This is a genomic window from Agarivorans sp. QJM3NY_33 (genome assembly GCF_050870865.2).
Taxonomy (GTDB): domain Bacteria; phylum Pseudomonadota; class Gammaproteobacteria; order Enterobacterales; family Celerinatantimonadaceae; genus Agarivorans.
In genome coordinates this window covers 157,315-173,491 of sequence record NZ_CP194039.2, presented here as the reverse complement: position 1 = coordinate 173,491, position 16,177 = coordinate 157,315, and the positions used below count along the sequence as shown (strand labels likewise).

Annotated in this window: 11 protein-coding genes; 1 reads left to right on the top strand and 10 read right to left on the bottom strand. The window is 45.3% G+C overall.

Annotated elements, in window-relative coordinates; genetic code table 11:
- Positions 1–27: 27 nt before the first annotated feature.
- From tagF to tagH, 7 genes are read right to left on the bottom strand one after another with little or no spacing between them, the layout of a single operon-like run.
- Positions 28–714: a type VI secretion system-associated protein TagF gene (gene tagF, locus ACRRSY_RS00805; protein ID WP_432464168.1), complete on the bottom strand. Its 687-nt coding sequence runs from the start codon at positions 712–714 to the stop codon at positions 28–30.
- Entirely contained in the window at positions 696–914 is a 219-nt protein-coding gene (locus tag ACRRSY_RS00800) for a TagF domain-containing protein (RefSeq protein WP_432464167.1), read from the bottom strand. The genes tagF and ACRRSY_RS00800 overlap by 19 nt, the downstream gene beginning before the upstream one ends.
- Complete coding sequence (gene tssM / locus ACRRSY_RS00795; protein WP_432464166.1) at positions 896–4,435, bottom strand: type VI secretion system membrane subunit TssM; 3,540 nt, start codon at positions 4,433–4,435, stop codon at positions 896–898. The genes ACRRSY_RS00800 and tssM overlap by 19 nt, the downstream gene beginning before the upstream one ends.
- Before the next feature lie 21 nt (positions 4,436–4,456).
- Positions 4,457–5,761: a type VI secretion system protein TssL, long form gene (tssL, locus tag ACRRSY_RS00790; protein WP_432464165.1), complete on the bottom strand. Its 1,305-nt coding sequence runs from the start codon at positions 5,759–5,761 to the stop codon at positions 4,457–4,459.
- Between the two features lie 24 nt (positions 5,762–5,785).
- Positions 5,786–7,108, bottom strand: a complete 1,323-nt coding sequence (tssK, locus tag ACRRSY_RS00785) for a type VI secretion system baseplate subunit TssK (RefSeq protein WP_432464164.1) — start codon at positions 7,106–7,108, stop codon at positions 5,786–5,788.
- A gap of 19 nt (positions 7,109–7,127) precedes the next feature.
- A complete protein-coding gene (gene tssJ / locus ACRRSY_RS00780) occupies positions 7,128–7,592 on the bottom strand; it encodes a type VI secretion system lipoprotein TssJ (protein ID WP_432460625.1) in 465 nt (154 codons plus the stop codon).
- Complete coding sequence (gene tagH / locus ACRRSY_RS00775) at positions 7,589–8,935, bottom strand: type VI secretion system-associated FHA domain protein TagH (RefSeq protein ID WP_432464163.1); 1,347 nt, start codon at positions 8,933–8,935, stop codon at positions 7,589–7,591. The genes tssJ and tagH overlap by 4 nt, the downstream gene beginning before the upstream one ends.
- Positions 8,936–9,321: 386 nt before the next feature.
- Here tagH and ACRRSY_RS00770 point away from each other — a divergent pair, with 386 nt between their 5' ends.
- Positions 9,322–11,373, top strand: coding sequence for a serine/threonine-protein kinase (locus ACRRSY_RS00770; protein WP_432464162.1), 2,052 nt, complete (start codon positions 9,322–9,324; stop codon positions 11,371–11,373).
- A gap of 104 nt (positions 11,374–11,477) precedes the next feature.
- On the opposite strand, the gene ACRRSY_RS00765 is transcribed toward ACRRSY_RS00770, so the two are convergent.
- Genes ACRRSY_RS00765 through ACRRSY_RS00755 form a run of 3 tightly spaced genes read right to left on the bottom strand, consistent with a single transcriptional unit; the run spans position 11,478 to position 16,046 of the window.
- Complete coding sequence (locus ACRRSY_RS00765) at positions 11,478–12,920, bottom strand: efflux transporter outer membrane subunit (protein ID WP_432464161.1); 1,443 nt, start codon at positions 12,918–12,920, stop codon at positions 11,478–11,480.
- Between the two features lies 1 nt (position 12,921).
- Positions 12,922–14,862: a MacB family efflux pump subunit gene (locus ACRRSY_RS00760; protein ID WP_432460621.1), complete on the bottom strand. Its 1,941-nt coding sequence runs from the start codon at positions 14,860–14,862 to the stop codon at positions 12,922–12,924.
- A 2-nt stretch (positions 14,863–14,864) separates the two neighbouring features.
- On the bottom strand, positions 14,865–16,046 hold the full coding sequence (locus ACRRSY_RS00755; protein ID WP_432464160.1) for an efflux RND transporter periplasmic adaptor subunit: 1,182 nt from the start codon (positions 16,044–16,046) through the stop codon (positions 14,865–14,867).
- Between the last annotated feature and the right edge of the window lie 131 nt (positions 16,047–16,177).

Sequence of the window (16,177 nt, the reverse complement as noted above, 5' to 3'; positions counted from 1 at the left end):
AAAATCCGTCTAACAATGTTGAATGCGCTACCATCCCCAATGCTCCCATTGCCCATCTAACATGGCTGAAAACTGGCTAACTAACGGCAAACTTTCGGTCACCAGCGTGCATTCAGGTACATGCTCAGAACCATGAGTCCACCATATGCAGTAGCGCCCTAAGCTCTGACGTAGTTGCAAATGCAATAAGTTTTCACTGTTGATTACTTGCTCACTTTCTAATACCAGTTGTTGAGAGTCTTTGGCGCCATTTAATACTGGATTAGCTACTGCGATAGATTCCAACCAGTCGAGTTGACGAATGCTTTCAGCCCAACGTTGTACGTCGGTATCATCATCAAGCAATTTAAGTACTTTCTGTTCACTGTGCTCGCTCCACTCTCGCTGCTGCCAAAGACTGACTGGCTGCACATTCACAGGTTTAGCCATAGTGAAGTAGAAGTGGCGACCAACTTGGTCAACACTAGGCATCAACGTTCCCCCCATCGCAGACTCTCCTGATACGCCAGCAGAAAGAGCAAAATGCCAGATGGGGCTGGTCAGATAACGATCTAACCATTGCTCTCCGAGTTGTTCGCGACTGACAGCGGTCACAGCTTGCAACCATTCACGCCAAGCGCTCACAAAATCATTGGGTAAATGACCTTGAATAAAATCACCTCGAGCTGGGACTTTTCCAAAATAACCAAATCCGCTTATAGGCTGACTGGACATGCGAACCTCGCCAAATCGTTAGACCAAAAACTCGTAACCGACTGTAATAACGCTGCTCCCAACTGACCACCGTCACCGCTGACAACCAAGCATTCACGCCAAGCGCTCACAAAATCGTTGGGTAAATGACCTTGAATAAAATCACCTCGAGCTGGGACTTTTCCAAAATAACCAAATCCGCTTATAGGCTGACTGGACATGCGAACCTCGCCAAATCGTTAGACCAAAAAGGGTGCATGGCAGTATTCGGAATTAACTCGAGCTTTACCTTATTCCCTTTAATTTCGATATCGAGAATGTTGTCTTTACGACTCGCTGGACGCTGCGCTAACAAACCATCGAGCATTCGAAACAAGCCCCAATTGCCAGGGAACGTCTCAGAAATTGAATGGCCCGATTTAGGTGGTACAAAAGCTAAACGGGTACTGCGACTGGCGTCGCCAGGCCAAATGAAATGCGAAGTACGCCGCGGTCCATGCCGGTAAACCAACTCCTGCTCACCCATTTCAACTCTGAAGTTATTGATATGGGCATCCAGAGATAGGGGCTTTAAACCAAATTCCACTCGCGGTATTTGGGTACCAGGTTCGAAAAATACGTCGCGGATCCGTCGCGCTTGTTGAAAGACCTTGAGGGAGTCTGCATCAATTCCCACCGAGCGTTCTAGCTTCCAGACTCGCTTACTGGTATCGACCGAAGACTTTAGGTAACGCTCAAAGAACTGGTCCATGGTTCCGCCATAACCGAAAAAGCGAGAGAAATCTTTGAGTCTAACGTCTTCAGTGGCTTTATGACTAAACGGGTACTTACCTCGAATAGCTGCTCGATATTCCTTGTAGACGCTATCCTTCCAAATCGTATTCACATGAACCTGCGCGCCTCGTTTAGCCAAGGCGACGGTTTGATTCGACAACTCACTCATCCATGAGGCAAAAGGAGCTGGTAACATTTTTCGACTACGGCGTAAGGCACTACTAACCGCAGCCTGGCTACTATCATTTATTAAACTGGTATAAGCGCGTTTATTATTCGACTCTGATAAAACCTCTAAATAATCGCGAAGCTCTAATAGTGAAGCTTGCAAACCTTCTAAGTCAGCCTCGTTAATACTGAGTAAATCTTCAAACTCCGCTTCAACTTCCACGCCGGGCAAGGAAAGCTTCGCCGCCGACATATCGTTGGGTAAAAAACGGTTAATTCGAGCCTTTTGATTTTTAAACGCCACGTCGGCCGCATTGGCCGCGACATCCCCTGCCAGCTTAGCTTTATCACTAAGCGTAACATCGCTTAAGCGCAACTCTTTTTGCACCGCAAGGATCAAGCTTTGCATCGGCCGCTCAGAGCCTGTGAGCTTTTGAACTAACTCGGCACCTTCTCGTGCCGAAGCGTAAGGTTTCAGTTGAATGTCTGCGAGTAACTGCTCCCACTCATAAACATAGTCTTTAAAGTAACGCTCTCTCACCGCTTGCACCACTTCATCGCGAGTGGCTTCATCAATCGATAAGCTATCGCCATACACCCAGCTGTCTTCCATCAAACGTTTAACAATCCGATTATTTTCAATGCGGAATAAACCGTGGAATCCACTATAGGTATACAAACCAGGGATCCCCTCATGCAAAGGGGTACCACTTGAACGATTGAACACTTGGCGACCTTGGCGTCCCAACACATCACTCAACTTAAAATCAGCGACATGGCTTGAAAGAAATTCGATACGCAAGCGTTGATAAGCCCGTTCGGCCAAAGGCATCCGGGTTAATACACTACGCGCCTGCGCTATCGCCTGCTCATCGACAGCAACCGTATTGACCCCAACACGAAACAAATTGCGAGTATGGGCCATCAGATCCTGGCGAAGGGTTTGATTAATTTCGCCCGGCAGTTTGCGTTCGTAATACACCTCAAACCAACTATATAACAGCTCTAGATCTCGATGCTCAGCATCGTAAATCATTAAGTAAGTCTTTAATGACTCATAGAGGTACTCCAAATAGACCTCATTTTCGGCTAACTCAGTTTTCAGCGCATTGGTGAGGTAAGTCGCAAAATATCCCTGTAAGGCTCGTTGGTATGCCGCTTGTGCTGGTTGACCAATTTTATCACCTTGATACAAACCCATCCGCTGAACATCTTTATCGACCAGCTGATGGCTAAAACCTGCGGGTAAGTCACGCAACAGATTTAAAGCCTGGACAAGGGTTATCACATCGGTATCTTTACTTAAACTCGGCTTAACCAGATCCTGATATTGACTAACCGCCATCTCACTATGATCAACGAGCTGCTTGTTCCAACGATAACTGTTGTACCAGAACACGCTGCATAGCAATAAACTCAAACAACAAGTACCAATCACCAATCGGCGAGTCCACAAGGCATTTTTTTGGTGATATCGATTAACCGAGCCAAGATATTGCTCAGGGAAAATCACATCCTCTAATAAACGTTTAATGAAATAGCCTTTAGTTTCCCCGGCCTGTTGTTTCAGTGGCACCTGACCCAAACCTAAACCACTAGACGTTTTGGTCATCACACGATCAATTGGCTTCCCTTCTTGGGTTGCGCTCGCAATGTATAAACCACGTAACATAGGCGCTTCTTCAAAAGCATTCGGCGAGAAAACCTCTTTTAGAAAATCATCAATACTCGATTGCAATAAATGCATTTGTTTCGGGAATTCGTACATCAAGGTTCGTTTATCGATATCTCGTTCTTGCTGTAAACGCTGGTTTAATCGACCTTGGATCCGCTTCAGAAGGCCATGAAATTCTCGATTAAATTGACCAACAACACCCAACTCCGGATTTTCCGCGACCAAAGGAAAGGTAATCCCCCAAATTTGCTCGCGCTCATTCGCATTCAAATCAGCAAAGAATTCACTAAATCCTGCGATTAGATCGGCCTTAGTTAAAATCACATAGACTGGAAATTGCATCCCGAGCTGATTTTTAAGCTCATGAATACGCTGCTTAATTGCCCGAGCATGTAAATTGCGTTCGGTACGAGTTTGCTGCAATAGACTCGCCAAACTGACCGTAACAACAGCACCATTAATTGGCCGCTTGGTTCGATACTTTTTAAGTAATCCGAGAAAACCCAACCAAGCTCTAGCGTCTTTTACGTTGTTACTATCTTGAGTGGTATAACGACCTGCGGTGTCGATTAATACGGCCTTGTTGGTAAACCACCAGTCACAATGGCGCGTCCCACCCACGCCAGCTAAGGGGTCATCTCCCAATTTGTCTTTCAAGGGAAATTCTAAACCTGAATTTTTTAGAGCCGTGGTTTTTCCGGTTCCCGGAGGGCCGATCATGATGTACCAAGGCAATTGATATACCCCTTGGCCTCTTGCCAAGTTGGAATTCTTAAGTACTTCTAATGCAGTCACCACTCGCTCACGTAACGTCTCAACTTCTCTACGGCTATCTTCATCGTTACTCTGTTCCCCTTCACCATCGAGTAACGATTGAACCGCTTGTTGATCTTGTTTATGACGGCGTAAATGCTGCCATAGCTGATACACGGTGCAGATCATCGCAACAATAAGAATCGTCAAACAACGCGCTAATGCCCCCACGAAGGGCTCTGCGCCAGCAATAGCAATGAGCGGACCACCAAACCAAATTAAAAAGGATAAAGCTAAAAAGCCAATCACTTTAATCGTCCATTTGGATTTTAATAACTGTAATAAGCGTTGAAAAAACAACCTGATAAACATTTTTAGATCCTTTAACAATGCTTAATAAAGCAAATCAATCTCAACCCGACGGTTTAACGCCCGCGCAGATTCTGAGTCATTACTTGCTCGAGGCTCTGAGTCACCTCGTCCCTCCGGCCACAAGCGCCCCTGTAACAAAGTGCCCACCGACATGGTATTAGCAACGGCGGTCGCTCGCGCTAACGAAAGATGCCAATTAGATGGGTAACGACTAGTAAAGATCGGTTGATTATCGGTATGTCCGGTGATTAGGATCCGACCACTGGTTGACTCTAAAGCTCGAGACAGTTTTTGTAATATCGGCACCAGTGCAGACTTCACTTCTGCACTTCCTGGCGCAAATAACTCGCTTGAATGAATCGTGATACGAACTCGATCACTGAGCGGATGAATCTCCAGTAATTGCCGATTAACTTCTGTTTGTAAACGCTGCTGCAACATCAATAATTGTTGGTCATCTCGCTCAACCGAAGTTTCGACAGCAGCGTCCCATCGCGCCAAAGTATTGAGTCGATTGAATACCTGATCTGAATAGTTATTAATGAAATAACTGCTGGCCATATAAATCGACAGCAGTAGCACACCCCAAATAGCCATCAGCACCCAGATTGGGATCCCACCACCAGCCTCCTTCATCATATTGACACTAGCGTTACTTTGTGAAGATAAGGCAGTTTCAGACTCACCATGTATCATTTGTAAACGTTCAAATGCTTGTTGACGATAGGCTTCTAGCTGGTCTTGACCTCGCTCTGCTACCCGCATTTTTCCGACAAACCCTAAGGCTAAACATAAATATTGCAGCTCTAATAGGGAGGCCTTTTGATGAGGGGCGACTAAGTTTTCATCGAGTAAGGTGAAAAAGTACTCCCCCCCCCAAGTTTGCGAGTGAAAAGTCGAGAGTAAACTGTCACTCGCCCAAATCGACTGTCCACCCCAGTTAGTATTGAGTACCGTCTCGTCGATAAAACAGCACATGCAGTAGCGTGCCGCCTCAATTTGCTCGGCACTCATTTGTAGGTGACGTAAATTGGCTTCGTAATCCCGAATCTTATCGATGCACACTTGGCGTAACGACGCGATATCTCCATGCTTCGCAGTACATCGAATTTGCCCCACCATCGATAACAAAACACTCGCTTCGTCAATCAAGGGATTATCGCCAAACTTAGGGAGTTGAACCCCCCGTTCCTTATTTTTCGAAGGCGTGATAACCACGGTGCATTCGGCTTCTGCCGCGCTAGCCGCAATTTTGCCTAAATCGCTGACAGACTTGTTCGCGCCGCGATTCCCTGGCCGAGGCTTCATCACTGTAGCTTCTGACATCAATACTCTTCCTTGGTACTCAAATTACTGACTAATCGCCCAGAGATTCATTTCAAGCTCTGGATAATGACCCGACAAATGGATGGCAATCCCACCACTCGCGCTTAGGCGCGCCCAATAGTCGTTACTCTTATCCAATTTGAAATAATGAAAACCGGCATGATAGGGAATTTGCCGCGGTGCAACTGGCAAACCAACAGCGGAAATACCCGGCAATTGGTTGTTAACCAAATCTCGAATATGCTCTACCGGACCAATTTTCACTTGCGCGGGGAAACGCTTGCGTAACTCATCGGAACTAAGGCTGGCAGTAACCGCCAACACAAATTCAGCGCGATCAAGCAGCCCTTTATCTTGCACTTGAGCAATCCGAATACCATAATTAGTTTGATCTAAAGGCAACTGAATCGCGGTTTGCTCAAGCACCATGCTTAGATATTGGTTAAGCACTACCATCAAGTCACCAAATACTCCTGTGAGTTGTTGATGCTGATATGCAGGCAACTGCGGTGCTCGCTTATTCTTACTAGAAAAAGTAGCGAGTTCCCCAGCCAAACTCGCCAATTCTTGATATAGGCGTTCAGGATGCAAACCGCTGGTATGTAAGATATGCCCCAGCAATGCATCATAGCGATTCAGTAACTGCAACATTAAAAAATCGGCAATTGAGCTAGTACTACCCTGACCAGCGCCAATCCGTGCAGCTAAAGCTTCTGCCCGTTGACGCATCACACCATGAACTTCTAATAAGTGCTGCTTTAGCACCGCATTGTTCTGCGCATTCAGCCAAGGAGGTACAAATTTTCCATCTAAAGTCACTTGCCCCTCTTTAGAAACAGCACTAATTTTGGCAACCGGCAAAGTTGTGTAACCCGATAAATTGTCGCTTTCTAGCTTCAATTCAAAGCCAGCCTGGGCCAACTGCAGTACCTCTATTGCATCATTACCGAGCGAGGTATCAGCAACTTCGTGATCAACAAAACGGTAACGCGTGACGCTATTCGCTTGAGCCGATACATTCAAACTATTCGACTTTTCGGTCGCAATCGCAATTAACACCATCTGGTCGCGAACACGACTATCTAGCGATAGCGGTTCCGGTAATGGATCGCGTTCAGGAGAAACCATCAACGCGCCATCAGGTAAGTAAGCCTTTATCTTTGACAAACCGAACTTCGCATGACTTAACAATGCGTTGTCGATCACTAACTCATTGATTCCCCAAAAGTAGTTTGACTGCTGCAACATTTGTTGTTGCTGAAAACTTAAACTACGTTCTTGTTGCTGAAAATGCTGAGGACGCAAAAACATACCCTCAGTCCAAGCCACACGACAAAAATCGCTCATTTCTTGTTCCCCAATTGCATCATGGGTTACCAACAAATACGGCGAGTTCGCCGACATGAATATTAAAAGTTTTGTAATTGGTAGGATCGATTGTGACAACTTCTCGCCAACTCGCGGTGTCGATATCTCGATACGCAACTAAAACGCCGGCATAACGTACCCCAGGGGAAAGTGACAACTTATATTCAGACTGACTGCCAGGTTCAAATTCAAACTCAGTCTTATGAATCAAGTCTGGGCCTAAAACTTGGGCTGCATCATCATATAAAGCAAAAAAATCTTGGCTATCAAACAAGGTTCTTGAAGACAATTCGAAAACCTTCACCACCACAGGAGAAGCTCGCCCAGTAATATCGGGGTTAACATTTTTAGCCACACTAAATTGCAGTTTTGAATATGGTTCGACTACATAATTGGCTACCGTGCAGCCCAACATTGACATACTCAACAGCATACTAAGTACTAATTTCCCTATTTTGCTCATCGTTGTCCCTTTTGGTCTATGCGCTTTAAAGTCGCCTCATAAGCCTTCGCAAAATCTTCCATATAGAAAGCATTGTTGTTTTGGCTAAATTCATGTTCTAAATCACTGTGTACCGAACAATAACGATTCCAGCTTTTATGCTTTTCAATTGCCGAATAATACTTCGCGATGCCCTGCGTATTGTGGACCTTCGACGCTATCGATTTGGGGTCAAGCAATTGCATGACACTCGCCACGGCCCCCTCAACACCGGAAAGCAAGGCGTATTCATGTCGCTCGAGATCAATAAAGGCTTCCTTTACCGCTCGTTCAGGAGGGAGAAACCCTGAGGTCTTACGCTGTAGTAAGTTATGAAGGGCGTCTTCAGCATTGGTTGAAAATTTCAATGGATTGTTTTCATTTTTACGAAAAGTCGTCTGGTTAATCCGAGTATTTTCTTTAAATGCTGCTCGATTATGTAAAGTGTTCATAATCCCATCGAGAGAGTCCCTAGTTATCCCTCCTAATTGATGCCACCAACGGATCGGATTTTCTTGAGAAATAAGATCGGCAGAAATGCCCATCCCTTCTAAAAAAGCACCAAGATGCGTCTGCTCATCAATCGAATTTGCTGAGAGTGGTGTTGCCGATGGACGAGACTGACCCCGATCAATATCCGAAACAAAAGCTGACGTCAGCTTTTCTGCTTTGGCAACGCCAGCGTTGAGTGTCTGCGAATGGACTATTTTTGTATTAATAGGCTGTTCTTCAGTCACTTCAGGCTCAAGGCTTAACGATTTTTCAATCCTAGGATCGTTAGCAAATAAAGCATTCCAATCCTCTGGAATATTTGATGACGAATCTTGCGTCAGAGCTGAGGGCAAGATAAAAGCATCACTTAGATTGGCATTTAGACTGGAATCTAAACTGAGCGAGTTAGGAGCTGGCGATGACGGCTCAGCAAGAACGCCAAAATCTTCTGCAGCTACAGGCGCAGAGATTACTTTTTGAGTTTGCAAGTCCTCCGGTAAAGCAGACAAATTGACCGCTATTTCATAATCACCAATCGCCAAGATATCACCATCAACCAATTGATAAGGTTTATCTTTTTCGATGGGTTCAACCGAACGATTAACAAAAACCCCATTAGTTGAGGTATCGTAAAGCCAAAATACCCCCTGATTGAACTCGACCCTAGCATGACGGCTAGAGATCACTCTTTCTGGATCAGGTAAACACCAAGAGCATTGACTCGCCCGCCCAATCGTCAGTACCGATTCCCCTGAATCACTGAAGAAATGTTTTTTTTCTTCCACGCCAGAGGTAAACCTGTGATAACTCATCACAGATAAACACAAATCCATAATCTTCCGTCCCCTAGAAGCATTCTCTTTTACTTTAAGTAGAACCCATCAACCCAAGATAACTAATGACCAAAATATCATTACAAAAAAGAGGCCGTATTATTACACTCAAAGAATAATTTAATCAATAAAAATAAAAACTTTTTATAAATATAAATTAACTCGAATTTTACTAGTGATTATATTGTTGTTAATGTAATTTAAATTATTTAGACTGAAAGAACTGAGAGGACGGACTCCCAATAAGGAAAACTCAGTAAAGATTGGCATCATACTCCGCTGATAATATATTGGTTATTAGTGGCAATAAAAAATAAATTCATTTATATGACAAATTAAATAAATCACCATAACAAAAATTTGGTTAAATTATATACGGCGGCTTCATGGATGATTCAAGTAAAAAACATACTGACAAAAAATTAAAAGACGAAACCAAGGTCGGTCATACACAAATATATCAATCGAATAACCTAGCAGACTCAAAAATCCAAGAAAGCGAAACGTCCAACAGCAATGACTGTAAAATGATCAATCGGGTGATCAAAAAACGTTATCAAATTGAAGGTCTGGTAGGACACGGTGGGATGTGTGATGTCTATCGAGCGAAAGATTTATTACTTGAAGCGGCTGGTGATAGCCAGCCCTATGTTGCGATTAAACTGCTACAGAAAGAGTTTCATAACCAGCCCGACGCAGCTCGGATCCTGATCAGAGAAGCCAGAAAAACCCAGCGTTTGAGTCATCCAAATATCATTAGGGTTTATGACTTTGGAGTTGACCAAGAAGACTATTATTTGATCATGGAATGGCTAGACGGACAAACTCTAGATGAAATAATTAAAAGTCACCGTCCTCATGGACTGCCTTTCAAGAGCGCCCTTGCTTTACTGAAGCAATTACTATCGGCCCTAGGTTATGCGCATAACAACGGTGTAGTTCATGCGGACCTAAAGCCTGGCAACATCATGCTGGCACGTGATGGAACCATTAAGATCTTCGATTTTGGCGTATCCCGAGCGCTTAATTTAAATGCAGATCAATATGCGGCTGACAAGCCAGAAGAAACCTCTCCAGTTAGTGGCTTTACCCCCACTTATGCGTCTCCAGAGTTATTGGCAGGCGCAAACCCCAGCATCGCCGACGATGTGTTTGCCTTTAGTTGCATCAGCTATGAATTACTTACCAGTAAGCACCCATTTAATCGCAAGCCCGTCAATCAAGCGGCAAAAGAAAATATATTCCCTGACAAGCCCAAGCATGTCTCCATATTACGCTGGGCAAGTTTAAAAAAAGGTCTAAAATTTAACATTAAGCAACGAACAACTGATTTAGCTACACTCGAAAAAGACTTAACCAAAAGCTATATAAACCCAACCCTAAGTGTTTGCTTGACCTTCGCTCTGATTGCCTCCGCAGGTGTGACTTATCAGCACTTACACCAACAGGTCCAACAGTCACAACTCGACTTGGCTTCGCGACAACAAATCGAACAAGCCAATCGTGAATTATTAGCACTAAGCCCACAACAATTTCTGCCGCTGTTAGCAACAATTACCGATCAACAAGCAATCCCTAAACAAGCCTTATTGCGTCAAAAGCAAGGCTTGGTAATTAATTACTATGAAAAAAAAATTGACAATCTGCTTAATAATAAAGGCATAGCTTATCCTGATTACTATGCCATTCAGTCTCTATTACAAGAGGTAAATCGCATCTATCCAGACTCTTACGCTCTTGCCCTAACCGCCGAAGATATCAATCAGGGATGGATGAGCACAGTGGAAGCACTCAGCCAACGTCTCAATACACATCTAGAGCAAGGTCGTTACCAACATAGTGAAGACGGTGATGATATCTACACCATCTACCGCGATTTAATGCAGGTTAGAACAGATTTTCAGTTTCAACCTAACCAGAAATCAGAGCAGGTATTCACCCAATTATTTGACAATGCGCGCGACAAGCTCGATGTAATCAAACTCGCTTCAATGATCGAAGCTGGCGAAGCCTTCTTTGGTAATAGCGAACAACAGCAGCAACGCCTTGCCCAAGCAAATGCCTTAAAGTCAGCAATTCAGCAAATGGCGGATTACCAGCAAGCCAAAGCCAAAAATCAACAGATTGACTTCCCCTACCATGCGGCTGAATTGGTATATCAACACCAATTTGATGACCTTCAGCAACGCATCAATAATATGAACCGAATCAAATCACTCGATAAGCTGGCTAAAGAAGTACGATCGATGGCGAAACAGCTTCCTAATGATTTCTCTTTGCTGGTACAGACTCGTCAACGTATGGCAAATAAATACTTACGCTTTTCCGACTACTTACTACAAAAACGTCGCACTAAAGAAGCCAGCGCAGTGATCAAAAAAGCACAAGATTTAATGACTCAAGTACAAGATGCCCGCGCCACTGCCGAGAATGCTTAATTAAGTAAAGTACTCGAGCTCGTAGCGCATTTTTGTTCGAGACTACAAACTTGTGACTGCAATAAGTTAAGCCGCCAGCGAGTAAAGCAGCTGCGGCTCAACAACTAAGACTTTATATCGCTCGATTTACCAGCTAACTGTGGGGCAATGTCACTTCCCCCTAAAGCTAAGTACAAGGTCGCCTGAGTAACAAACTGTTGGTAACGATTTTCCAGTAGCAAAGCCTCGGCGTTACGCAATTGTTCTTGCGCATCTAGCCAATCTTTAATCCCAACGGCACCATTTCGGTACTGACTTTGATAGATCCGCTCCGCCTCTTTGGCGCTTTGATATTGCTCAATTAAACGCTGCCCTTGATATAGATACTGCTGGCGTGCCGATAATGCGTTATCAACATCTTCAAATGCTTGATAGAGAGTTTGACGGTATTGGACCACTGCCGACTGATACTGCACTTCGGATATCTGCTGATTAAGCTGCAATTGATTCCATTGTAAAAAAGGTAACGCTAACTCTGCTCCCAACGTCCCAATAGGGTTACGTAACAACTCTTTCAGCTGATTCGAAGAGCTACCTAGCGATCCCGTTAGGCTCAAGGCGGGCAAGTAACTCGCAGTGCTTGAGTCTTTGCCGGCCAAGGCTGCCTTCAGTTGATACAGCGCGGCCTTCACATCGGGACGCCGCACTAAAATATCAGCGGGAACGCCTTCGATCACCAAGGGCATCGGCCCTTCGGGTAATTGCTTTATCTGCAGTTGGTCCTCTGCAGGAGGTTGATTAAAAAGGATTGCCAAGGCATTTTGCGCCTCGTGAAGCTGTTGTAACCACTGGCTATGATTGGCTTGCAGGCTGGCCAGACTGCGCTTCGCCTCCAATACATTGAGAATGGTCACCGCCCCCGATTGGTACTGGGACTGAGTTAACTGCAAGGTTTGCTGCGCGTCTTTAATACTACCATTACTGAGACTAACACGCTGCTTGAGATATCCAAGTTGCCAATATAGTGAAGCGGTGGTGGCAACTAAACTTTGTGCGGTACTTTCACGATCTTCAGCACTGGCAATGGCTAACCAACGCGCCTGATCGATATCTGCCGCAACCTTACCCCACAGATCGACTTGATAACCCACCGAAATATTCGCCTGATAGGAGCCACTGCTGGCCCCATCATTGAAGTCTTTACTGCGACCAGCAGACAAACTCGAAGACAACTGAGGATAGAGTTGATCTTCACTCAAGCCAGCTTCTAAACGGGCCTTATGCAAGGTTAAAGTTGCCAAGCTTAAATTGTTGTTGGTCTGCAATACCTGTTCGATGAGTCGATCCAACTCAGGATTATTAAATTTCTCCCACCAACGATCTTGACTAAGCGAACGGCTAGCAAGCGTGTTTGTTGTCGCCTCACTTGGTTCGACTGCGTCTTGCCAAACTTGCGGCGTAAGCACCTCGGGTGGATGAAACTCACTGCGACTGAAATGAGAACAAGCCGTCAATAAGCTCATTGCGAGCCCAACAGTGCTGTACTTATACAACTGTGAATTCATCATGCTACTCCCTTGCCAGTGCATCAACGGGATCAAGTTTGGCGGCATTCCGGGCGGGTAAAAAGCCAAATAAAATACCTATTAAGGTGGAACAAGCGAAGGCTGCCACAATCGAGCTGGTTGAATATATCATCTGAAAACTACCGCCAGTAGACGCAAAAACAAACCCAATCAGATATGCTAGGCCGATACCAATCGCCCCACCGCACAAACAAACCAACACTGCTTCAATCAAGAATTGACGTAAAATATCGTTTTGACGCGCACCAACCGCCATCCGCACGCCAATTTCTTTGGTTCGTTCGGTCACCGATACCAACATAATATTCATCACACCAATGCCACCAACCACTAAAGAAATCACCGCAATAGCAGAAATTAATAGGGTCATGGTAGCGGTGGTCTTCTCGATATTTTGTCGGATGGTATCGGTATTAATGGTAAAAAAGTCTTGCTTACCGTGACGCATTTTAAGCAAGCTAATAATCCCTTGCTCGGCAGCATTACTGGGGGCAGACTGATCGATGCGCACCGTAATGCTATTGAGGTAACGCTGGCCAATCATCCGCCCTGCAACCGTGGTATAAGGTAACCATACTTTTAGCGAATCGCTATTGCCAAAAGCACTGGTTTTGGGCTGAGTGACGCCGATAATGCGGATCGGTAAACTGCCCAGAAACACCACTTGACCCAGCGGGGACTGGTCAGGAAACAACGACTTAAGGGTATTGCTATCGATGACCGCTTGTTGCGCTAAGGAATCGACACTGGCTTGATCCCAAAATTGACCCTGCGCGAGTTGATAACCCTTTACTCGAAAATACTCCGGTCCCACACCTTCCACGCTACCTGTTACCGCTTGATTCTCAAAACGAATGGTGACATTGGTACTTAAAGAAGGCGTCACGCTATCGACGAAAGATAGCTGTTTTAGCGCATCGGCATCGGCTGCGGTTAAGCTACGAACCCGACCCGAACGTCGGTCGCCAAAACCGCTACCCGGTCGAATATCAATGGTATTGGTACCCATCGAAGCGATATTTTTTAAGATGGCTTGTTGTGAACCAGCACCCAAGGCAACCACCGATACCACCGAAGCAATCCCAATAATAATACCTAACATGGTTAAAAAAGTGCGTAAGCGATGACTCGACATCGCTAACAGGGCCATCTTCAAGGCCTCTAAGTAGCGGTCCCAAGCAAACCACCCGGGCTTGTTCGTTGACATCACTTTAGCCAGTGTCGCTGTCGAACCAGCGCTACTGCGGCGATCACTGAGAATTTCACCGTCCTTGATTTCAATAATACGATCAGCAAATTGTGCCACGTGCATATCATGAGTCACTAAAATAATAGTATGACCATCGTGATGTAACTCGCGTAACAGCGCCATCATCTCTTCGCCACTTTGGCTATCTAGTGCGCCAGTGGGTTCATCCGCAAGAATCACATCACCACCATTCATCAACGCGCGCGCAACACTCACGCGCTGTTGTTGGCCACCGCTGAGTTGGCTCGGCTTATGGTCGAAACGGTCAGCCAGACCTAAACGGCTCAGTAAATCCTGTGCCCGTGCTTTACGCTCGACCTTATTCTTACCCGCATATATCGCCGGCACTTCAACGTTGGCCACCGCACTTAAATCGCTCAGTAAGTGGTAACGCTGAAAAATAAACCCAAAGTGCTCACGTCGCAGGGCGGCTAACTGATCTACATCCATGGTTGAAGTATCCTGACCTTGGATTAAATAACGTCCCTGAGTCGGCTTATCTAAGCAACCTAGAATATTCATCAAGGTGGATTTCCCCGAGCCCGAGGCTCCCACAATTGCGACCATTTCCCCTTTTTGGATCGATAAACTCACTTGCTTGAGAACCGTCAGCTGCTGCTCTCCAGCACTAAAAGAACGCGAAATGTTGGAGACTTCTAGTAAGGCTTCACTCATGACTAAAAACCCATTGGCGAACGACGGCGATTACCTGCGGCGTTACTCTCACCAGGAGCCCCCACAACCACTAACTCACCTTCATTTAAACCCCTAAGTATTTGGGCATGGATCTTATTGTTAATGCCCACTTGCACATCTCGATACTCCAGCTGCTGGTTCACCAACACCGGCACTTGATAGCGGCCTTTAGAACCCGGCTTTCTCTGTAGCACTTGAGCGGGAACCAGTAAGGTGTCTTGCGCCTTATCCAACACAATCGACACTTGAGCTGTCATGCCAATTCGTAAGGTATGACCGGGATTTTCCACTTCAAATAAACCATTGTAATAAATCGCTTCATTGTCACTGACACTCAGATCGCTATCATCACCATCCATTAAGGTAGGTCCAGGCTCGATGGCCTGTAATTGCGCACGATAGGGGTGTTTGGCTTGACCCAAAATGGTGAAATAAACGTCTTGGCCAGGATGCACATGAATCACATCCGCTTCCGAAATTTGCGCCTTCACGATCATGGTGTCGAGTTGTGCCAATTCGATGATGGTTGGAGTGCTTTGATTCGCATTTACGGTTTGCCCCTCTTCTACTGAGGTGTATACCACCGTACCAGCCATGGGTGCAGCAATCGTGGTATAACCTAAATCAACCTTGGCGCTATCCACGGTAATCGCAGCTTGTTGCTGCTCGGCTTTTAATTGCTCCAGATCAGCCTGATAGATGGCAAGATTTGCCTCTGCGACTTCATAATCCGCACGTGAGCTGGCATTATCGGCCTGCATTCGTTGTTGCCTTTGATACTCAAGTAAGGCCTGATGAATTTGCGCCTGCTTAGCACGATACTGCGCGTTAATACTGGCTAATGACGCTTGCGTTTGCTTCAAGGCATTTTGCTGACTCAGGCTATCAATTTGAGCAATCAATTGGCCCAGTGTAACTTCATCGCCAAGCCCAACAGCTAAGTGTTTGATTTGCCCGGATTCTTGCGCCCCAACATTGACTAGCTTGGCAGGGTGCAACATGCCGTTTGCCAATACGGTATTTTCAATATCACCGCGTTGTACAGCTTCAGTCACATAAGCTGGTTCGGCTTCAGGGCGAGAGCTGTAATAGAGCGATCCAACTGCTGCTACGAACAAAAACAGCACTAAAACCATCGATAAACGTTTCGCAAATTTTTTCATACTATTCAGACATCAAAGTTACAGCTAAAAAATTTAGCCTGATAATTCAGCAGGTTATTTAGTATAACGATTTCATTTAAAAGAGGCAGTCTTACAAGTGTAAAGAAGCGTAAAGGTATCGCTGACAATAG